The following is a 19690-nucleotide window of genomic DNA, read 5'->3' on the forward strand; positions in this document are numbered from 1 at the left end:
ATACTTACAGTGCGCAGTTCTAATGTTTTTTGAGAACGATCGACTTTTTTCGTTTCTTTCAATCGTATAATCGTACCTTTGCGGCTTCAAAAAATGTGAAGATGATTACAGTTGAAAATTTGGCCGTTGAATTTAGCGGTTCTGTCCTTTTTAGCGAAGTTTCCTTCGTTATCAATCCTACTGATAAAATAGCCCTGATGGGTAAAAATGGTGCTGGTAAATCCACAATGATGAAAATTATTGCGGGTGAACAAAAAGCAAATCGCGGCCATGTGCGTGCACCAAAGGATGCCGTAATTGCTTATTTGCCACAGCATCTACTTACCGAAGATAATTGTACCGTTTTCGAAGAAGCAGCCAAAGCATTCAAACAGGTTTTTGAAATGCGTGCCGAAATGGAAAAACTGAATCTTGCGCTTGAAACCCGCACAGATTATGAGAGCGATGAATATATGGCAATCATCGAACAGGTTACCGAAATTGGTGAAAAATATTATCAGCTGGAAGAAGTTAACTATGATGCCGAGGTTGAGAAAGCTTTGAAAGGTTTGGGATTCAGGCCGGAAGATTTTCAACGGCAGACAAAGGAATTCAGCGGAGGGTGGCGTATGCGTATTGAGCTTGCCAAAATACTCTTGCAAAAGCCAGACCTGATTTTGCTTGATGAGCCTACCAACCATATTGATATTGAATCGGTAATGTGGCTGGAAGACTTTTTGGTTAATAAGGCAAACGCCGTAATGGTAATTTCTCACGACCGTGCCTTCATCGACAATATTACCAACCGTACCATTGAAGTAACCATGGGACGGATTTTTGACTATAAAGCCAACTACTCCCATTACCTGGTATTGCGTGAGGAGCGCAGGTCACATCAGGTCAAGGCGTATCAGGAACAGCAGAAAATGATTGCAGATAATATGCAGTTTATCGAACGTTTCCGCGGGACTTACTCTAAAACCAACCAGGTTTCCTCCCGTGAACGCATGTTGGAAAAACTTGAAATTATTGAAATTGATGAAATCGATAATTCAGCACTGAAACTTCGTTTTCCGCCATCGCCAAGGTCTGGGGACTATCCGGTAACCGTAAAAGATGTGTCAAAATCTTACGGAGATCAGGTTGTGTTCCGCAATGCCAGCATGTCCATTTCACGAGGAGAAAAGGTGTCGTTTGTGGGCCGGAATGGTGAAGGGAAATCTACGATGATCAAGGCTATCATGGGCCAGATCGATGTGGATGGAACCTGCCAGCTTGGACATAATACCAAGGTCGGATATTTTGCGCAAAACCAGGCGTCTTTATTAGATCCCAATCTGACTATTTTTCAGACGGTCGACGAGGTTGCAGAAGGAGATGTAAGAACCCAGATCAAAAATATTCTGGGAGCCTTTATGTTTCAGGGCGAAGATATCGACAAGAAAGTAAGTGTGTTGTCAGGAGGAGAAAAAACGCGGCTTGCAATGGTGAAGTTGCTTCTGGAACCTGTAAACCTGTTGATTCTCGATGAGCCTACAAACCACCTGGATTTAAAATCAAAGGATGTTTTGAAAGAAGCACTTAGAAACTTTGACGGAACGCTGGTGCTGGTTTCCCACGACCGTGATTTTTTACAAGGTTTATCTCAGAAGGTTTTCGAGTTTAAGGATAAGCGTGTAATTGAGCACTTTGAAACGATTGATGCCTTTCTGGAACGTAACAGGATTAAAAGTATAGCAGATCTGCAACTTGCCAGGTAGATAATGATTTTTGTCTGACAGTTTTCGGTTTGCTCTTTAAACGGTGTTGTTGTCTGGTTAGGTCAACAAGCTGAAATGTTAGTAATATCAAACTTTTTTGCAAGAAAAGGTCCAGAGAGACCGGAGCGGTTTTTCTGGACCTTTTCAATACAAAAGTAAGAGGTCCCCGCTGGAATTATTCAATTCTTACTTTGTCAATTTGCCTGTTCATTCGATGTTCCCAAGCTGGACCATTTCTCTGATCAAGGTATGATGCTGTAAGCTGCTCATAGTAAGATTGCGCCCTCAATAGTGGACCAGAAACGATACATCCGGCATTTCTCCTTGCAATGCCATAGGTCAGCATAATACTGTCAACTTTTTTGTCTCTCGCCTCCGCAGCTGAATCTAACAGCCATGGAAGGCCGGCTGTTTCATAAGTAATAAGTCCGTTTTTGATATCAGATTCAGCTTTGATCCTGTACTCCACCAATAATACGTCCATTTCCTTTTTGGCATCAAGCATTGCCAGGGCGCCGGTATATGCTAAAAAGAGGAGAAATACGATGTCAATAAAAATGTTCACTCTCAGAAAACGATGCTTATAGGGAATTTTTTTAAATGGAATGCATCCCAAAAAGGAAGCAAGGAGGACACCTGCCATTAATATGCCTGAAAAAATTAACCATTCGAAGTGGATAAACGAGTCTATTAGACTATTAGACAACTGATTATTGCTGTAATAGTCAGGTAAGTTGGCTGCTATAAACAGCAAAAGAATTATCACAGTATTTATTATCAGCAGTTTTTTCATAGTGAACAAAATTTTCGGGATTCCCTTTGCATCCGATCTATTAAATTAAACAAAATAATATATATAAAATAATTATATATTAAACCTCTACAAAAAAAGTATGAATTGTGAGATTTGTGATATGCCCCTGCTGTATTTTATTGAGTGCATTGTATTATTCCTGTTCAGTTCTGTTTGGTACCTTGTTCAAGTCTCAGTTAAATAATTAAATCCGGTTACATCTGAGGTAATTTTCCTGATTAATATCGATATTTAGCAATCAAAACACCTCTCTCATCAGTTTTATTATTTATATGAAAAAAAGGTTAATACTTTTTTTGTTGCTGTCTTCTGTTGTCAGCGCGTTTTCACAATCCAGAGTTCAACCCCTGTTCAACAATCTGGAGATCGGAACCGATTTTAGGACCAATACACTTCTGACTGGCCGGGAATTAAGTTTTGGAATGCCTGTATATCGTATTCATAGGCTCGCTGATGAGTCATCGTTTGCTGTAATGCTCCGCAAGAAAAATCCAAACAAAGCGATGTGGACATTTAAGGGCGAAGTGATGGTTTTTGATGCGGCCAGCGGCCAGACCAAGTGGCAGAAGAAATTTAAATATGCTCAAAGCCAGTTGATGATGACGGGTAATGTAATACTCCAGCAACGGGGCAACAAGCTGGAACGACTAAATCCCGAAACTGGCCTGCCGCTTTGGACATCAAAAGGTGTTGCCTTTAAAATTTTTCCAGAACTCAACCGTGCTTTATGTTACAATCTGCAGGAAGGGGGATATAAAATCATGCAAGGTATTGATCTTGAAAATGGAAAGCCAGTCTGGAACCGGAATGTGCCGGGTATTTATGGCTGGGAGAATCTGGAAATGCTGGATCATGAAACTGCGCTGATTAAATCATCCGGCTTACATCTGGTAAAAATTACCGATGGATACGGCTGGGATATCGACAGGGTTTCGTACGCAGAAAAAGTGGATATGAAGCAGGTTGGTCTGGCGGTGCTGACTGGTGTGGCCATGGGCGCTGCCAGCGGAGCGCTTGGCGGTGCAGCATATTATGGTTATGCCGGGCCGTATGGCGGAGGTGGATATACGAACATATTTCTGGATATTTCTTCCAATCCGGTCTTTGAAAAGGATATGGTTTTCTTCGCCGCAAAGAACAGGATAAGCAGCCATTCGATGGATGGAAAAACGATTTGGTCAACCGAACTGAACGATAAGCAGACCAGTAAATCACACTTATTTAAGGAAGGAAACGTACTGTACTTGATTAATAATGGTTATGCGATGAAGCTAGGCCGTCCGGCTCGTTTTGGAACTCCATTTATTGCGGCCTTTGATGCGACTACCGGCCATCAGCTTTTTATAAAAGTTTGGGATGAACGCAAAAATTATTTTACTGATTACATGGTTCAGGGCAACGAACTGTATCTGTTATACCGCGATAAACTGGAAATTCATGAGTTTTCTCCCGACGGGCTTACCAGAAAAAGTATGATTGATATGCAGGACGGAGTCGAGATGCATTCCTTTGTTACAGACGAATGGTTCTCGAAAAAAGACTCGGTTTGTTCCCAGCTAAGCCTTGACCGGGAGCATTATTATATACTTTCGGAAGCCGGTGATGTTTTAAAATTCAACAATGATTTCGAACACCTGGGGAAGGTGAATGAAAATACGATATACAGGAAGTATTTTGAAAACATCGATTTCCGTTTTCTTGGCAACGCCAGGGAAACCTTTATTGTAAGTAAAACAGACAACCTGCCAGTCGCTCATTGTGAAGTTCCTGTTTCAGCATCGCGTTTTGGGAAAAGGTTTTATTATCGAAAACCTAACTTTAATATTGTTGAGTTTGATTTAAGCCCGTTCATGAGTTCCGTAGGCAATTCCTTCGGGAATCAGCAAGAACGTTAATTTGTGAATACTTATGCGGATTGCATTTTAAGCCAGAAGATCAGGGGCAATTTATTAGAACAGCGAAGAAAACGGAATTTGTATCATCAAAGCAAAAAACTGGCCGTGTTATAGAAAGATCCTGCCCGGTGAACGCGCAGGATCTTTCTATTTAGAACCGCATGAAATTACCACGGACTAATACCGGTCTCCGGAACATTGTCATCGCTGAAAAACTGGCCTGTCGGGCCGTCTCCTGGTAATGTAGCTGCTTTTACTAATCGGACTGCGGCATCTTCAACGGTTCCCGGTCCGCTGTGATGGTTGAAGTCTGTGGCGGTGTAGCCAGGATCGACCACGTTTACTTTAAAAGCCGTCTCGCGCAGCTCATAAGCAAGCACGATCGTGTAGGCATTCAGTGCTGCCTTGGATGCGGTATAACATGCACCCTTAACATGATAATACTTCCAGTTTGGGTCACTGTGCAGGGTGAGCGATCCCAGTCCTGACGTTACGTTGACAATCCGTGGCACTTCCGAATTTTTTAGCAGGTCCAGAAATGCCTGAGTGGTTTCAATGGCTCCAAAAAAATTGGTCTCAAATACCTGCCGGAAAATGCTGATATCTGCTTCACCGGCTGTTTGCGGAAAACCTCCGCTGATGCCTGCATTGTTGATCAGCACATCCAGCGATTCGATTTTACTACCCAAAAACTGTCGCGCGGCTTTAATGGAATCCAGGTTATCGACGTCAATTGAGATGGCTTCAACCTGATCGTAACCTTCTTCTTTGAGCTGTTCCGCTGCCTGCTCGCCTTTTTGCAGATCGCGGCTGCCGATGTATACAAAATAGCCCAGTTTTAGCAACTGCCTGGCGGTTTCAAATCCGATACTTTTATTAGCACCTGTTATCAATACGGTTTTCATAGTTCATTTTTTTATGTTGGGACAAAATTAGCTTGCCACATAAAAGCAGATGATACACATTGCGCAGTTTCACTGGTACATTTCGCTGGTGGGTGTGAGGAGTTATTTCAGTGGGGCGTGGGGCTTTTGAATCGGATGTTTGTGATATGATCCTATGCGGCTCATGGTGAGTAAATTAGGATCGGTCAATGCTTTTTTTGTTTAGAATACACAATTTGTTTCCTTATCGAAAATGCGTCGATCTCGGAGTTAAGTATAAACCTAAAAAAAAGATAGATTAACAGGATTGATAAACGAATTCACAGATGAAAATTGAACTTGTATTTCAGGACAAGACTATAAAGGCAAAAGGCAAAGTTTTAACAATTGGAGATTGGCTGACAACCAGCGAATTGCCAATTAAAGAATTACTTGCCTATGCTGAAAAGCAAAAAGCGACTGATAAAGCAACTTGTATTGAAGCGGTGGAATATGCAACAAAAAAACGACCGGAAATTGCTGACGAAAGTCTTATGGATTATGTCATCAAAACACTGAAAGATGAGGAACCAAGGATAAAATGGGAAAGTGCAAAAGTGATAGGAAACATCGCTAAACTTTTTCCAGCGCAACTGGACCGGGCGATCAACAATCTTTTGCCAAATGCGGAAAACACAGGCACAGTAGTTCGTTGGGCGACGGCTTATGCATTGGCTGAAATACTTAAATTGAAGACTGAAAATAATAAAAAACTACTGCCAAAAATGGAGGCTTTGTCCGAAAAAGAGGAAGACAACGGCGTAAGGAGAAAGTATATTGATGCATTAAAAATAGTTAAAAAATAATATACCAAAATCAAATTATAAAACCAGAACAATCGGAAGTATGGCACTCAGCCATCCATTAACTTCAAATTCTGTACCAAATGGATGGTGGATTTTGACCCAAAATATAACGGGAAAGTATAAGGCGCATCACATTTTTTTACGGATCCGACATCAAATTGAGATACCGTCACGGGTAAATTTCGCACCTTAGTATCAGATACGTCTTTAAGCAATGTTTAATGGCCGCTATCCGAAAAGTTTTTGCTATAACACTTTTTTCATCATGATATCTGTCTGTTCATCCTGACCAAACAGAAAAATATGTTTGGAGAAAGCAACAAAACCATTCTTTTCGTAGAACCGAATGGCTTTCGGATTTTCTTCCCAGACACCGAGCCAGGCGTAATCATTTTTTTGAAGCCGGGCGAACTCGACTGACTTTTCATATAAAAGTTGTCCAACCTTTTTTCCATGATAGGTATTTTTCACATAAATCCGCTCAATTTCAAGCGAGTTTAAATCTTTTATTTCAGTTTGAGCCTGACGAATTTACTTTCAAATTTCCAACAGGCTTTTTGTCATCCCAGGCAATAAAAAATTGAGATTCCGGATTTCGCAGCTCTTTTGTTATTTTTTCTTCGCTGAAATTTTCTGCGAGATATTTTTGCATATTGGCTTCCGTGTTGGCCTCTGCAAATGCTTCATAGAAAGTTTCTCTGCCAATTTGCTGTAAGATTACAAGATCTTCAAGGCTGACCTGGCTTATAGTTATCTGATTCATTTGAATGATGGATGTTTAATAACACAAGACTTTCTAAGTAGGAGACCGCCCGTGATAAACAAAGGGGCTGCGCGAAGCAAACAATTGTTGGCGCTTTTGCAGCAAAAATAATGGTTGTGTGGATAAACCTGGTAAAACAATCAGGCTGTTCTAAAAAGTATGGCCAGACAAACGCTGACAGGTTGATAGAAACTGAATAAGCCCGGAACATGACTTTGACCTTTTAAGGCCGGGCCGTCCCTATTCGGTTCTCATTATGAGGCAGGTCGTCCTGCTGCTGCGGGCTCTGTTACAGAGTTTTAGCTCAACGAAGCAAAAATAATAATTAAGCTCAATTTGGCAAAACTACCATAAATACAAAAACACGAGTATTGAAACTGAACCGGCTCCTTTGGTAATTATCTGAATTTCTGTTATATCATGAATACACCATTTTACCTTTGCATTGAGAGAAATATGCAATTGGAGATGGGAAAAAAGTATTTAAAAAAATATTCTTTTGATGTCCGGAAAACAGCAAGGCAACTGTCTACTGGTAAAACAAAACGTTGCTTTGAAAGACCAAGCAAACCAATCAATTATTAACAACAAAACAACTGGAAAATATGGCACTTATCAATCCATCCATCAACTTCAACGGAAATGCTGAAGAAGCATTTAACTTTTACAAATCTGTATTTGGTGGAGAATTCGCAATGATTGTACGATTAAAAGATATGGAAAGCCCGGAGAACCCGGTAGCAGAAAATGATGCAAACAAGATCATGCACATTGCCTTGCCTATAGGTCAGAACGTGCTGATGGGCAATGATGTTCCGGATTTTTTGGGGCCGGTGAATGAAAATGAAAACAGGTCCAAGATTTCGGTCAGCGCGGAAAGCCGTGAAGAAGCAGACAAATTATTTAACGGGCTTTCGGCAGGCGGAAGTGTTGAAGTGCCCATTGATGACAGTCCCTGGGGTTCCTATTTTGGCATGTTCAGAGACAAATATGGTATTGAATGGATGGTGGATTTTGACCCAAAATATAACGGGAAAGTATAAGTCACATCACATTTTGTATGGTTTCCAACATCAAATCGCCACACCATCACTGATACATTTCACGGGTAAGTGCCCGGTACTCTGCCGGTGTCACGCCCGTTTCCCTTTTGAAGAAGCGGCTGAAATAGGATGCGTCCGAAAAACCAAGGTCGAAACCGATTTCTTTTAATGAATATTCGGTGTGGAAAAGCATCCGTCGCGCTTCGAGCACCATGCGCTCCTGTATGTGAGCGATGGCCGGTTTTCCGCTCTGTGCTTTGATGACGTCTCTCAAATGACCGGGTGACACGTAAAGCAATGCGGCATATTCGCTCACCTGATGAATTTCGCGGAAGTTCTCTTCAATGGCTGTCTGGTATTTTTTCAGCAGCGACTTATCGTTTGCTGGCGTAAAATTCTCGTACTGCTCGCTGTACAGCCGGCTTAGATAAGTGAGCAATAGCATCAGGTAAGCCGTAATCATTCTTTGCTGCCACTCGCCGGGTTCACTGTATTCTTTCAGGATTTTTGCCAGCATATCTTCGGTGAACGTGATGTCTGCTTCTGATAAAATCAATTCATTGGCGTTTTGCTCGTTGCGGACAATTGGCAGCCGGGCCAGTGAGTCATTATCGTGCAATGCCAGGAACTGCTTGTCAAATGCAAGTGCCGTCCCCCACATACATTTCGGTTCTTCTTTGACGATCACCTGGTTGGGACCCATTAAGTAGAAGGTGTTGTCTTTGGTTTCATAGGACGCCATATCGGCCCAGAAACGCGCGCCGCCGCGGCGGGCAAATACAAACAGGTAATAATCCTTTCTGTGCGGCACCAGCAGTTCCGACTGATGCGGCCGCACACCTTCAAATTGCTTAATACTAAACAATTTTCCCTTCATCACCGGATCATGTTCCAGAGAAAAAACAGGCACATCCTGATTGTTTTTGATTGTATTCATGTGTTGAATGTACGGAATTGGGGGGAGATTGTTTTACAAAATGAACATTCTGATATGGCAGCTGGTTTTTTATCTGTAAGCATTATCTTGTCATATAATAGAAAGTATCGAGTTTGAATACATTTCGTCTGTGGCAGTTTTCCACCACTGCTACCGTTTTAACGAAACTTCCTGACTCTTTCTTTGTTACTCTCTTTATTGTGCGCAATTTAGCCGGGTCTATTATTTAGAAGATGCCACAGCTGGCTTTTTTTTGTATAATAAGGCAATTAACAATCAACATTTAATTAACCGCTACAACAAAACCAATCTCCGGTATTAACCTGACCAAAGCAGGTAAAACAGAGTAACACGTTATGGAAACAAACAAAGACACAAAATCAATTGAGAATATCGAGCTGGTATTTCTAAAACCGGAAGATTATCAGGAGATCAAAGAAATGATGATTGAAACCTATTCCTCCATGCCTAATGCATATTGGAAAGAACATCACATCAGAACACTGATCAATATTTTTCACGAGGGGCAGGTAGGTATAAGAGTAGATGATGAACTGGCCGGGTGCGCTTTATCCATTATCGTTGACTACGAAAATGTTGATTCTAAGCACACGTACAGGCAGATTACCGGAAATTACAGTTTCAATACCCACACCAAAAAAGGAGACGTATTATACGGGATTGATGTATTCATCCGCCCCAAGTTTCGAGGCCTCAGGTTGGGAAGGCGTTTATATGATTACAGAAAAGAGCTTTGTGAGAAATTAAACCTGAAAGGAATCGTTTTTGGTGGCAGGATCCCGAATTACCATCAGTATTCCGACAGCTTTTCTCCCAGAGAGTACATTGACAAAGTACGAAATAAGGAAATTCACGATCCCGTATTAAACTTTCAGTTGTCGAACGATTTCCACCCTGCACGGATTTTGCAGGGGTACCTGGAAGGCGATAAAGACTCCAATGAATACGCTGTACTGCTGGAGTGGGATAATGTTTACTTTGAGAAAATCTCAGACCAGGCTGCCTTCAAAAAGACAATCATCAGGTTAGGACTGATCCAGTGGCAAATGAGGCTATATAATGATTTTGATGAACTCATGCAGCAGGTGGAATATTTTGTGGATGCGGTATCGGGTTACCGGTGTGATTTTGCGTTGTTTCCGGAGTTTTTCAATGCGCCTTTGATGTCTGACTATAATCATCTTGCAGAGCCGGATGCCATCAGAAAGTTAGCAGAATATACAGAGAGAATTGTAAGCCGTTTTTCCGATCTGGCCATTTCTTACAATATTAATATCATAACCGGAAGCATGCCCGAGGTCGTCGATAACGTTCTTTACAATGTGGGTTATCTGTGCAAAAGGGATGGGGGGATCGAGCGATTTGAGAAATTACATGTTACTCCGGATGAAGCAAAGGTGTGGGGTATGCAGGGTGGCAATACCATCAAAACTTTCGATACGGATTGCGGAAAGATAGGTATCCTTATTTGCTATGATGTTGAGTTTCCCGAGTTGGGCCGCATTTTAGCAGACGAAGGAATGAACATTTTATTCGTGCCTTTTTTGACCGATACCCAGAATGGTTACTCAAGGGTAAGAAACTGTGCGCAGGCCCGGGCCATTGAAAACGAATGTTACGTTGCCATCGCCGGCAGTGTTGGCAATTTGCCAAAAGTACACAATATGGATATTCAATATGCCCAGTCGATGGTTTTTACACCCTGTGATTTTTCGTTTCCTACCAACGGAATAAAAGCCGAAGCGACTCCAAATACAGAAATGATCCTGATCGCCGACGTGGATATTGATATGTTACGCGAATTAAATCAATTTGGAAGTGTCCGGAATTTAAAAGACAGAAGAACAGACATTTATTCAATCCTGCGTAAAATCGAAAACAAAAACAGCAAAGAATCCGAGCCTAATGTACAATTGAATATATAAAGGCATGTTGCAACAGAGCTGTTTAAAACATCGGGCTGTATAAATACTCAAAAGCCTGCAATCTTTCGGATTGTGGGCTTTTTTGATTGCTTCTCATTTTTCTTTTACTATCAATTTTACTGAGATCTTGTACTGGCGCGACTACGGTGGCAAGTATTTTCGACTGGTGCAGCAGGTATATTTAAAAGTGTTTCAGATTGAATGATTTCCCGGCAGCATCGGGTCATGTTCCGGTGAAAAAACAGGCATATTCAGATATGAAACTCTAATCAACTATATACATAACAATCCGATGCACGAGCGATGGTATCTGGCATCAGGTCCTGAAATTTATCGCTGGTTATCGGCTGAGTTTTACGAATCTAAAAAGGATGAGTTTGGGATTTTGACGCATTATGGAGAGCGTTTTTAAGGATCGAATAATCTGTCATGTGGCGTCTTGCGATAGTGCTGTGAAGACACAGGCAAGGGTTGAAAAATGTTCAGCTCTTAACCTGTACTCATCTACTGGATCTGACGTCAACTTTACCCTGATATCACTCCTCATCCCGTCACATTCATTTCAAATTCCCACCCAAACTTCTCTAATAATTCGCATTAGAGTTGAAAGCCTGATATAGCTGGCGTTATTTTCAATTCGGGAAATGTAGGGTTTTATGGTTGCGCATTTGGTCGCGGGCTGTTTTTGTGTTAAACCCTGTTTCCTCCGTAACTCCTGAATCATCACCCCTTATTGGAAATGCTTCAAATTCTTCTTCGTATTGCACTCTCGCTGCCGTTCCTCGTTTGCCATACTGTGCGTCCAGATGTGCGGAAAAAGAAATTAATTTTTTATTTAAAATCTGTTTCATAGGGAGTTGCCATTGGTTTTATTAAAGTTAGACAATTTGAAGTAATCGAATATGTAACAAAAATAGAAAAGGTTAACAGCCATGAAGCCAATCACTCTTAGGAACTCTACGCCGTAACATTCAAACAAAAACAACAACCAAACACCTCATTTCCTACTCACTCCTTAAACTCTTAACCGGATTCATCAACGCCGCTCTAATACTCTGAAAACTAATCGTAAACAACGCAATGCCGGTGGCCACTAAACCAGCCAGGGCGATGACCCACCATTCGAGGGTGGTTTGGTAGGCGAATCCCTGGAGCCATTTGTCCATGGCGAACCAGGCAATGGGGGAGGCGATGAGGATCAGTACCAACTCGCCAACACCACTCCTCATCCCGTAACACTCAATCTCAAATTACCCCCCAAACCCTCTCTAACTATTCGCATCAAAGTTGAAAGCCTGATGTCGCTGGCGTTGTTTTCAATACGGGAAATGTAGGTTTTTGTGGTTCCGCATTTGGTCGCGAGCTGTTCTTGTGTTAAGCCCTGTTTCTTCCGTAACTCCTGAATCATCGCCCCTAATTTGAAGGCTTCAAATTCTTCTTCGTATTGCTCTCTCGCTGCCGTTCCTGGTCTGCCAAACTGATCGTCCAGATGTGCGGAAAAAGAAGTTAATTTTTTATTTAGAGTTTCGTTGCTCATCAAAGTACTGTTTTTTAAGTTTTTCTGCCAGGTCTAATTCACTTTTAGGCGTCTTCTGCGTTTTCTTATTAAATCCATTCACCAGTATAATCATGTTTCCTTTATCAAAAAAACTGAAAACACGATAAATGTCAGATCCAACCTCAACTCTGACTTCATAAATACCTGTTGAGTTAGTCATGTGCTTGAAATATTTTTCAGGCACTCTGTCAATCGTTGCAATGAGCTGTAATGTCCAGTTGAATTTCTTTTTTACTTCAGGTTTCAACTTTTCAAAAAAGTCAAGATAGTGGTTTTCGTAGTAGTAGATTTCTCTGATGAAGTGTGCGCTCATAGCTAATCTATTCCAGCTAATTTTTTGTAAAGTTAGCTAATTAGGTAACATTTTCAAAAAATCGACGACAAGTTTTCGAAGTTTATGCAGTCTACTAACTACTAACTAACTAACAAACTAACAAACAGAAAAGGGCAACCGACAAAAAGCCGATTACCCTTAATGACTCCACGCCGTAACATTCAAACGAAAACAACAACCAAACACCTCATTTCCTACTCACTCCTCAAACTCCTAACCGGATTCATCAGCGCCGCTTTAATACTCTGAAAACTAATCGTAAACAACGCAATGCCAGTCGCCATTAATCCGGCCAGGGCGATGACCCACCATTCGAGGGTGGTTTGGTAGGCGAAACCTTGCAGCCATTTGTTCATGGCGTACCAGGCGATAGGTGAGGCGATGACGATGGCAATCAATATCAGTTTCAGGAAATCCTGGGAGAGCAAACCCACAACGCCGGCGACGGTCGCGCCCAGCACTTTACGAACGCCGATTTCCTTGGTGCGCTGCTCGGCCATGAAGGCGGATAGTCCGTACAAACCCAGACAGGAAATGAAAATGGCCAGTCCGGCAAAGAGATTGAAAATGCTTCCCATTTGCTGTTCGCTGCGGTAAAGATTGTCCAGATCCTCATCCAGAAAGCCAAATTTGAAAGGGAAGGCGGGGTTGAGCTCTTGATTGATCTTTTCCAGTGCTTTGATGGTCTGCTCGTTACTGCCCGCAGCGGTGCGCACCATCACCACGCCGCCCCATTTGTTGAGGCGAAGGATGAGCGGCTCCATGGCATATTGCAGGGATTTGAAGTGAAAATCCTTCACCACACCAATGATCGTTCCCTTGTCGTCGCCAAAATTCAGACTTTTTCCCACTGCATTACCCAGGTTCATACCCATGATCTGCATCGCCTTTTCATTGATCATATAATTGGAACTGTCGCCGGAAAACGCCCTGTCGAAACCCCGGCCAGCCAGCACTTGTGATTTAAAGACTTTTATAAAATTTTCATCCACATCCAGCGAAGGAAAGACGATTTGATTACGAATGGTTTGTCCGTCCCAAACTATATCCGTGGTGCCCGTTGCAAGCGTTGTAGGCATATCTGAGATAACCGTGAAGTTTTCCGTCAGCGGATTTTGGGCCAACGATGTTTTTAATGTTTGCTTTTTTGCACCCAGCTCGCCGGTCATAGGCAGGTAAAGCAGGTTGGATTTGTCAAAACCCAGGTTACGCTTTTTGATAAAATCAAGCTGTTTGTAAACCACCGCAGTTCCTACGAGCAACACAATGGCTACCACAAACTGCGTTACCACGAGCGCATTCCGGAAAAGCAGGTTTCCGCCGGCAACTCTCAATTTGCCTTTCAGTACTTTTACAGGCGCGAATCCCGAAAGGAATAACGCAGGGTAACTGCCCGAAAGCAAGCCCGTCAAAACCGCAATGCCGATCAGGCTCAGCAGCAGTTTTCCATCCAGCAGATCAATGGCGAGGGTTTTCTCAGTCAGCATTTTGAAAACTGGAAGCAGCAGGAACACGATACCGATCGCAATGACCAGCGAGAGGAAAGAGAAGATAAGCGATTCGCCCAGGAACTGAAATACGAGCTGATGACGATTGGCCCCAACCACCTTACGCAGCCCCACTTCCTTTGCCCTGCGCTCCGAACGTGCCGTGGCAAGATTCATGAAATTGATGCAGGCGACGAACAGAATAAAGATTGCGACAACGAAGAAAATGTTGACGTACTGGATGTTACCATGCCCTGGAAGGTCTATCTGAAGATTGGAATGCAGGTGGATATCCGTTAGGGGTTGTAGCTGGAAGTCGACTTGAATCGTCTGACCACGGTCCTTGAAAATCTTGCCGATCTGCTGCGTAAGTTTCTGCCGGGCAGAGGCAGATGCGGCCGTTTTTTCGTCGAGTTCGAGATAGGTATAAAAGTTAAAATTTCCCCAGGTGTCGTTTTTTAAATCCCAGTCCCATTTGGCCATGGTTTTCATGGGAATGATCACATCAAACTGCAAATGCGAATTGGAAGGCGTATTAGCCAGAATTCCCGCAATGGTAAAGTTGTCCTTATTGTTGATGCGGATGGTCTTGCCGACGGCATCGCGATTGCCGTAATATTTCTCGGCAATTTCTTCGGTGATCAATATCGCTCCCGGATCTTTCAGGGCCGTAGCTGCATTGCCGGCCAGTAAAGGAAAAGAAAACACTTCCAGAAAGTTTGAATCGGCATAAAAGACGCGTTTTTCTTCCACCTTTTTTTCTCCTGCTTCAAACAGCATAGGAATAAGTTTGCTAATTCGTACCCCGGATGTAATCTGCGGCAACTCCGATTGTAATCCCCCGGACATTCCCGCGGCACTAACCGCCGTTTTGAAGTCACCGGCCGTGCAGGTCAGACGAAAGAGCTGGCCGGCGCGGGTATGGAAGCGGTCGTAGCTCAGCTCGTTTTGCACCCATAACAGGATCAGGATACTGCATGCCATGCCGATGGATAAACCGGCAATGTTCAGTATAGAATATGCTTTTTGACGAACAATGTTCCGCCAGGCGATTTTGAAATAATTTTTTAACATATCAGGGCTATGAGAAAATGATTGTTCATACTTTTTGTTGCCACGACGCCTGGGAACAAATGGCGGCAAAACGGTTGCTACATTAAGCAGATAACGCAGAAGGGCTTGTCGTTTTCCGAAACGCTGAACCGAATACGCATACAACTCATCCAGATCTCCTTCCACTTCTTCAAGCGTATTTTCAGGGTGCAGCCAGCGAAGCAAAGTTTTTGCCCACCGCGGCGCTTGTGGTTGGTTCATAGGCCGCTCAGCTTTAAGGTGTCATCAGGCATTAATTTCCAAAGCTTGTTACGCAGCTGCTGTATATCTTCCATCGCGCTTTTTCCCAACGTCGTTACCTTAAAAAGACGTTTCCGTCTGCCACCGCGCTCGGTAGTCGCCCCGCCGAGTTCTGAGGTTACGAAGCCTTTTTCTTCCAGGCGAATCAGTGTATTGTGAACCGCGCCGAAAGTGACAAGCCGGCCAGTTTGCTGCTCAATTTCCTGCGAGACCGTAACGCCATAGGCATTCCCGTCCAGGATTGCGATCATGAGCAAAACGAGTTCTTCAAATTCTCCCAAATACGTCCTGCGCATTCAAAAAATGATTAGTTTGTATTTTATAGTATAAATGCATGCCAGGTTTCCAAAGAGGCGAAAAATGGCTTTTAGGGCTGACTTTGAGCATTTAAGGTAAGATGCAGCGTTCGCAAAGGAACGAAGAGTGTCCGGTATTGAACAGTGGGCATATTCCGGAAAAGAGGGGATTTTCAAGAAAAAGTCTTATCGAATATTTCCATCAAGGTAACGCTTATTATCGAGTGCGTGGACTGACGAAAAAAAGGGGCACGCCTGGTCGGGTTACACGTAAGGTTAATGGGTGGAAGCATTTTTTACTTTTTCAGGGGACCCACATGCCGGTAGGTATTCATAAGTAAACCCGTAGGCGTAACTTTTGAGCTGATGAAAGTAAGTTCGCGTGCATCAATGTGATCAGAAAACAGTTTTTTGCCACGGCCCAGCAAGACGGGATAGACGATCAGCACAACCTCGTCGGCCAGTCCATGATCCAGCAGCAAAGAAGTCAGTGTTGAGCTTCCCCAGACGATAATGTCAGGACCGGCGGTTAACTTGAGACTACGGATACCTTCAACGATATCTGAACCCAAATCTGCGACGGGACCCCAATTCAGGCTCTCCGGCCGGTGTGTTGCGATGTATTTCGTTGCAGCGTTAATACTGTTTGCAATTGGCATATTGCCTGCTTTCGGCCAGTATCCTGACCAGAGATCGTAGGTCTTTCGGCCTAACAGCAGATCGAAAACGCTGCCCTGCGCTTCTAAAACAAATTCTAAACCAGCAGGACTGCGATAAGGGTTCGTCCAGTCGCCATATGCGTAATCCTGCCCCTGCTCGATCACCCCGTCCAGCGAGATATGTTCCATAATTTTGATCTTTCTCATTTTGTTTGCTGCTGGTTTGACTGATGTGTAAAGTTAATGGGGATATGTTGGGTGGAAGAGGGGTGATTGGGAGAAGGATAGGGTGGTATTGCGACAATTTAATATATCTGACAACAGTTGCAAGTAATGAATCTGGCTTCTAGTTCTGAAAGTCACCGCATGAGCTTAGTGAGTTGTGTAGGATCACAGAATCTCGGGAAGGCACAGGTAAGGGCTGGTGAACGAATTAACTTTGAACTGATTTAATTCCTAATTTAAGTTTACTTAAGTTCATCTATCATTTTTCTATACTTTTGGTAAAAATCCGACTTTATTCTTTAATGAAAAAAATATTACTCGCCCTGCTGATCACCCTAATTCTATTCAATTGTAAGAAACGTGGAGAGGATATTGATCCCATTGATCTGGAAACCCACCCGGCAACTTATTCTAACAAAATCGTCCTGAATGAACCCCGAATTATGGAGGATTCTGTACGCATCTCATGGTCTGTTCTTGACACCGCTAATTTCGTGAGCTACAATTTATTACGTAGGGATGATGCAGGAGAATCTCTAACTGTGATCAAACAATTTTACAAAAAAGATGAAACAGCTGTAACTGACTACGACGTCCCTTACAGTCCAACGGTTCAGTATCAGGTGATTGGCAATTTGTCATCGGGCAAAAGTGTAGCTAGCAATGTGATCACCTATTCCCGCAACGCGATCCAATCACTTAAGATCGCTCCTTTTGACATAATTTACAGTGACAACCTTCTTTACTTCTTTGAAAAAAATGGTAAAATCAGTATTTACAACACCAATGGGGTTCTCAACAAAACGATTGCTACTGAGGCAACAATAGGTTACTGTGACTTTGGTATTTATAATGGCAAAAAGGAGCTCTACGTGCCGAGGAACGACGGTTGGGTATTTGTATATGATGCGATATCACTCGAAAAGATTACCCAGGTCAGCACCGGCCTTACCAATTCATGCGTGGTCTATTACAACAACAACCTTTATGTCTCTACCTCGGCATGGACAAATCGTCCCATTAAAGTCGTGAGCCGTGCAAGTGGCAATTTAATTTCGGAAACGGGTGATTTTGATATAACGCGGTTTAAACGTATTCCTAATAGTAGCCTGGAATTAATAGAGATCTCGATTAACATCGGGCCCGTTGATCAGGATTATTATAAGTTTACCGCTGACGGGCGATTTGTAAGTCATTCAGATGACCGGTATCATGGAGACTATCCGCTGGATCACAAGATCTTTGAGTTTTTTCCTGATGGCAGCAAATACATCACTTCTTCGACCGGAGCAATTTATAATAAGGATATGACTTACCTGGCCAGTTTACCTCGCGGAAACTTATTTTTCACTACTTTTTCTATTAATCAGAGTGAAAATTTGATATATGCTGGCTGCCAGACCAAAAATATCAAAGTATACACCGCGGACAACTTTAATGAGGTAAAAACAATTAGGACGAAAGCTTATCCTTACAAAATATTTGATACCGGTAATCAGCTTTTATGTCTTAGCTCTACGAAAGCAGTTACGTGCAACTATTGCAGCTCTCCCGTAGCCAACCTGGTTATTGAAAAGATCAGTAAGTAGCCTGGCAGTAGCCGTATCAAACCGTTTGATCAGAAATGCATGCAGTTAACATAAGTAATCGTAACCTGCTGGTGATACTCTTTCCGTGTTACGATTTTAGTCAATTATATTTCTTCCAAAAACGCCTGCATATAATCCAACTCATGATTAAACCGAAGGCCATCAACTTTCCGGGCAGTAAAACAATTTGTGCAAACAGAAGCCACCGGTTGTAGTCGTCCGAGATACGAAACGGGTTGTCAACCAGTCCTCCGGGCCAGCCGATATTCTAGTGGTCGGGAGTCGGGCTTGTGACATGGCTGACGAATACATACAGGGAAAGCAGGCAAAATCTGATCAGTGTCTGCTGAAATCCCCAATAGTACGAAGTTTTGAATACCCAAAACAAAGCCGTTATCACCAAAAACAAGCCTACGATAACAGCGATGTAAATAAGCCATTTTTTCGACGGCTCACCGTCATCGTCCGGCTCAGGGGAATTTATATAGATTATTTTAAATCTGATTTACAGCTGAATTCAAGTCCGGATAATATGAGTGTGTTGACTGGTTTAGCTGTTCCGCTGCAGGTGAAAAAGAGTGGTCAAAGTATAAGTCAGCTATGAGTGAGTGTTTAATCCTTAAATTTATCCTGCTTCGATAAAGTTAAGTTCAAGTGTTGCGATTTATACTTCGTTAGAGTAATCTGAATCTTTAAAAAAGATTCATGCAACTTTACATTTGATACCTTCTTAAAAATAAATGTCAGCAGCTATACAACCCTTTCACTGTCCTGATGCCTCCTTCAAATATGGACCTAAAACCACTCTATGACTTCGGAGTCTGAGCTTATTGCAGATTGCCTTTTAAACGACCGGACTGCGCAGCGGCTATTGTATGACCGTTACAAAAAAAGTATGTACACGCTTGCATTCCGAATCACTGCGGATTTTGATGATGCCAATGATGTGTTGCAGGACTCATTTTTAGAGGTCTTCCGGCATCTGGATCAGTTCAGGGGAGAAGCTACGCTGGGAGCATGGATCAAAAAAATTGTGGTTCGTAAGTCAACGAAGAAAAAGCGGCTGGTTATCTGGGAAAATATTGAAGACCATGATCAGGAAAGTGTTAACTGGGGAGATAGTGAGATAAATGCAGCGCATTTGGAAACAGCCATTCTTTCCCTTCCCGATGGTTTTCGGACGATCTTCGTTTTGGCAGAAGTAGAAGGTTACACACATAAAGAAATAGCGTCGATGATGAATATTTCGGAAGGGACCTCTAAATCACAATTGTTTCATGCAAAAAGAAAGCTGCGTAGCATGTTAACATCCAAATGAGCAAA

Annotated in this window: 19 protein-coding genes and 1 pseudogene; 8 read left to right on the top strand and 12 right to left on the bottom strand. The window is 42.7% G+C overall.

Annotation, left to right across the window (positions count from 1 at the left end):
* Positions 1 to 101 precede the first annotated feature (101 nt).
* Positions 102 to 1739, top strand: a complete 1638-nt coding sequence (locus E0F88_RS16525) for an ABC-F family ATP-binding cassette domain-containing protein (protein WP_131959375.1) — start codon at positions 102 to 104, stop codon at positions 1737 to 1739.
* Between the two features lie 175 nt (positions 1740 to 1914).
* On the opposite strand, the gene E0F88_RS16530 is transcribed toward E0F88_RS16525, so the two are convergent.
* Positions 1915 to 2532 (bottom strand): FEKKY domain-containing protein, encoded by a 618-nt coding sequence (locus E0F88_RS16530; RefSeq protein WP_131959376.1) that lies wholly within the window; start codon positions 2530 to 2532, stop codon positions 1915 to 1917.
* A gap of 293 nt (positions 2533 to 2825) precedes the next feature.
* Between E0F88_RS16530 and E0F88_RS16535 the strand changes: the two genes are divergently transcribed.
* On the top strand, positions 2826 to 4448 hold the full coding sequence (locus E0F88_RS16535) for an outer membrane protein assembly factor BamB family protein (RefSeq protein ID WP_131959377.1): 1623 nt from the start codon (positions 2826 to 2828) through the stop codon (positions 4446 to 4448).
* A 167-nt stretch (positions 4449 to 4615) separates the two neighbouring features.
* On the opposite strand, the gene E0F88_RS16540 is transcribed toward E0F88_RS16535, so the two are convergent.
* Positions 4616 to 5353 (bottom strand): SDR family oxidoreductase, encoded by a 738-nt coding sequence (locus tag E0F88_RS16540; protein WP_131959378.1) that lies wholly within the window; start codon positions 5351 to 5353, stop codon positions 4616 to 4618.
* Positions 5354 to 5658: 305 nt separating this feature from the next.
* On the opposite strand from E0F88_RS16540, the gene E0F88_RS16545 reads away from it, so the two are divergent.
* Positions 5659 to 6177: a HEAT repeat domain-containing protein gene (locus E0F88_RS16545; protein ID WP_131959379.1), complete on the top strand. Its 519-nt coding sequence runs from the start codon at positions 5659 to 5661 to the stop codon at positions 6175 to 6177.
* 246 nt (positions 6178 to 6423) lie between these two features.
* Here the strand turns inward: E0F88_RS16545 and E0F88_RS34285 are convergent, their stop codons facing one another.
* Both E0F88_RS34285 and E0F88_RS34290 read right to left on the bottom strand, forming a co-directional pair.
* Positions 6424 to 6648: a GNAT family N-acetyltransferase gene (locus E0F88_RS34285; protein ID WP_229213788.1), complete on the bottom strand. Its 225-nt coding sequence runs from the start codon at positions 6646 to 6648 to the stop codon at positions 6424 to 6426.
* Between the two features lie 40 nt (positions 6649 to 6688).
* Positions 6689 to 6940: a hypothetical protein gene (locus tag E0F88_RS34290; protein ID WP_229213789.1), complete on the bottom strand. Its 252-nt coding sequence runs from the start codon at positions 6938 to 6940 to the stop codon at positions 6689 to 6691.
* A 605-nt stretch (positions 6941 to 7545) separates the two neighbouring features.
* On the opposite strand from E0F88_RS34290, the gene E0F88_RS16555 reads away from it, so the two are divergent.
* Positions 7546 to 7983: a VOC family protein gene (locus E0F88_RS16555; RefSeq protein ID WP_131959380.1), complete on the top strand. Its 438-nt coding sequence runs from the start codon at positions 7546 to 7548 to the stop codon at positions 7981 to 7983.
* Positions 7984 to 8029: 46 nt separating this feature from the next.
* Here the strand turns inward: E0F88_RS16555 and E0F88_RS16560 are convergent, their stop codons facing one another.
* A complete protein-coding gene (locus E0F88_RS16560; RefSeq protein ID WP_131959381.1) occupies positions 8030 to 8920 on the bottom strand; it encodes a helix-turn-helix domain-containing protein in 891 nt (296 codons plus the stop codon).
* A gap of 356 nt (positions 8921 to 9276) precedes the next feature.
* On the opposite strand from E0F88_RS16560, the gene E0F88_RS16565 reads away from it, so the two are divergent.
* Complete coding sequence (locus E0F88_RS16565; RefSeq protein ID WP_131959382.1) at positions 9277 to 10866, top strand: carbon-nitrogen hydrolase family protein; 1590 nt, start codon at positions 9277 to 9279, stop codon at positions 10864 to 10866.
* A gap of 562 nt (positions 10867 to 11428) precedes the next feature.
* On the opposite strand, the gene E0F88_RS34295 is transcribed toward E0F88_RS16565, so the two are convergent.
* The 7 genes and pseudogenes from E0F88_RS34295 to E0F88_RS16600 form a co-directional block, all read right to left on the bottom strand.
* Positions 11429 to 11590 carry a helix-turn-helix domain-containing protein gene (locus tag E0F88_RS34295; RefSeq protein ID WP_229213790.1) on the bottom strand — a complete coding sequence of 54 codons (162 nt, stop codon included), beginning with the start codon at positions 11588 to 11590 and terminating at the stop codon, positions 11429 to 11431.
* 280 nt (positions 11591 to 11870) lie between these two features.
* Positions 11871 to 12074, bottom strand: a pseudogene (locus tag E0F88_RS34300) (ABC transporter permease); the annotation flags it as partial.
* 17 nt (positions 12075 to 12091) lie between these two features.
* Positions 12092 to 12403: a helix-turn-helix domain-containing protein gene (locus E0F88_RS16580; protein ID WP_131959383.1), complete on the bottom strand. Its 312-nt coding sequence runs from the start codon at positions 12401 to 12403 to the stop codon at positions 12092 to 12094.
* Entirely contained in the window at positions 12381 to 12737 is a 357-nt protein-coding gene (locus E0F88_RS16585; RefSeq protein WP_131959384.1) for a type II toxin-antitoxin system RelE/ParE family toxin, read from the bottom strand. The genes E0F88_RS16580 and E0F88_RS16585 overlap by 23 nt, the downstream gene beginning before the upstream one ends.
* A gap of 215 nt (positions 12738 to 12952) precedes the next feature.
* Positions 12953 to 15559, bottom strand: a complete 2607-nt coding sequence (locus E0F88_RS16590) for an ABC transporter permease (protein ID WP_131959385.1) — start codon at positions 15557 to 15559, stop codon at positions 12953 to 12955.
* Positions 15556 to 15894: a PadR family transcriptional regulator gene (locus E0F88_RS16595; RefSeq protein ID WP_131959386.1), complete on the bottom strand. Its 339-nt coding sequence runs from the start codon at positions 15892 to 15894 to the stop codon at positions 15556 to 15558. Before E0F88_RS16595 ends, E0F88_RS16590 begins: the two co-directional genes overlap by 4 nt.
* 296 nt (positions 15895 to 16190) lie before the next feature.
* Positions 16191 to 16760, bottom strand: coding sequence for a dihydrofolate reductase family protein (locus E0F88_RS16600; RefSeq protein WP_131959387.1), 570 nt, complete (start codon positions 16758 to 16760; stop codon positions 16191 to 16193).
* Positions 16761 to 17080: 320 nt separating this feature from the next.
* Here E0F88_RS16600 and E0F88_RS16605 point away from each other — a divergent pair, with 320 nt between their 5' ends.
* The 3 genes from E0F88_RS16605 to E0F88_RS16615 all read left to right on the top strand — a co-directional run bounded on the left by E0F88_RS16605 (position 17081) and on the right by E0F88_RS16615 (position 19685).
* Entirely contained in the window at positions 17081 to 18367 is a 1287-nt protein-coding gene (locus tag E0F88_RS16605; protein ID WP_131959388.1) for a PQQ-binding-like beta-propeller repeat protein, read from the top strand.
* A 187-nt stretch (positions 18368 to 18554) separates the two neighbouring features.
* Positions 18555 to 18971 carry a hypothetical protein gene (locus E0F88_RS16610; RefSeq protein WP_131959389.1) on the top strand — a complete coding sequence of 139 codons (417 nt, stop codon included), beginning with the start codon at positions 18555 to 18557 and terminating at the stop codon, positions 18969 to 18971.
* A 204-nt stretch (positions 18972 to 19175) separates the two neighbouring features.
* On the top strand, positions 19176 to 19685 hold the full coding sequence (locus E0F88_RS16615) for an RNA polymerase sigma factor (protein WP_131959390.1): 510 nt from the start codon (positions 19176 to 19178) through the stop codon (positions 19683 to 19685).
* Positions 19686 to 19690 lie beyond the last annotated feature (5 nt).

This window comes from Dyadobacter psychrotolerans (assembly GCF_004349265.1).
In the GTDB taxonomy this organism is placed as follows: domain Bacteria; phylum Bacteroidota; class Bacteroidia; order Cytophagales; family Spirosomataceae; genus Dyadobacter; species Dyadobacter psychrotolerans.

What these genes read in the sequence shown, in the direction of transcription:
- E0F88_RS16540 (WP_131959378.1), bottom strand. Translation starts at nt 5,353, where the DNA reads ATGAAAACCGTATTGATAACAGGTGCTAATAAAAGTATCGGATTTGAA.
- E0F88_RS16595 (WP_131959386.1), bottom strand. Translation starts at nt 15,894, where the DNA reads ATGCGCAGGACGTATTTGGGAGAATTTGAAGAACTCGTTTTGCTCATG.
- E0F88_RS34295 (WP_229213790.1), bottom strand. Translation starts at nt 11,590, where the DNA reads ATGATTCAGGAGTTACGGAGGAAACAGGGTTTAACACAAAAACAGCCC.
- E0F88_RS16600 (WP_131959387.1), bottom strand. Translation starts at nt 16,760, where the DNA reads ATGAGAAAGATCAAAATTATGGAACATATCTCGCTGGACGGGGTGATC.
- E0F88_RS16555 (WP_131959380.1), top strand. Translation starts at nt 7,546, where the DNA reads ATGGCACTTATCAATCCATCCATCAACTTCAACGGAAATGCTGAAGAA.
- E0F88_RS16565 (WP_131959382.1), top strand. Translation starts at nt 9,277, where the DNA reads ATGGAAACAAACAAAGACACAAAATCAATTGAGAATATCGAGCTGGTA.
- E0F88_RS16535 (WP_131959377.1), top strand. Translation starts at nt 2,826, where the DNA reads ATGAAAAAAAGGTTAATACTTTTTTTGTTGCTGTCTTCTGTTGTCAGC.
- E0F88_RS16605 (WP_131959388.1), top strand. Translation starts at nt 17,081, where the DNA reads ATGAAAAAAATATTACTCGCCCTGCTGATCACCCTAATTCTATTCAAT.
- E0F88_RS16585 (WP_131959384.1), bottom strand. Translation starts at nt 12,737, where the DNA reads ATGAGCGCACACTTCATCAGAGAAATCTACTACTACGAAAACCACTAT.
- E0F88_RS16580 (WP_131959383.1), bottom strand. Translation starts at nt 12,403, where the DNA reads ATGAGCAACGAAACTCTAAATAAAAAATTAACTTCTTTTTCCGCACAT.
- E0F88_RS16525 (WP_131959375.1), top strand. Translation starts at nt 102, where the DNA reads ATGATTACAGTTGAAAATTTGGCCGTTGAATTTAGCGGTTCTGTCCTT.
- E0F88_RS34290 (WP_229213789.1), bottom strand. Translation starts at nt 6,940, where the DNA reads ATGAATCAGATAACTATAAGCCAGGTCAGCCTTGAAGATCTTGTAATC.
- E0F88_RS16590 (WP_131959385.1), bottom strand. Translation starts at nt 15,559, where the DNA reads ATGAACCAACCACAAGCGCCGCGGTGGGCAAAAACTTTGCTTCGCTGG.
- E0F88_RS16615 (WP_131959390.1), top strand. Translation starts at nt 19,176, where the DNA reads ATGACTTCGGAGTCTGAGCTTATTGCAGATTGCCTTTTAAACGACCGG.
- E0F88_RS16545 (WP_131959379.1), top strand. Translation starts at nt 5,659, where the DNA reads ATGAAAATTGAACTTGTATTTCAGGACAAGACTATAAAGGCAAAAGGC.
- E0F88_RS16530 (WP_131959376.1), bottom strand. Translation starts at nt 2,532, where the DNA reads ATGAAAAAACTGCTGATAATAAATACTGTGATAATTCTTTTGCTGTTT.
- E0F88_RS16560 (WP_131959381.1), bottom strand. Translation starts at nt 8,920, where the DNA reads ATGAATACAATCAAAAACAATCAGGATGTGCCTGTTTTTTCTCTGGAA.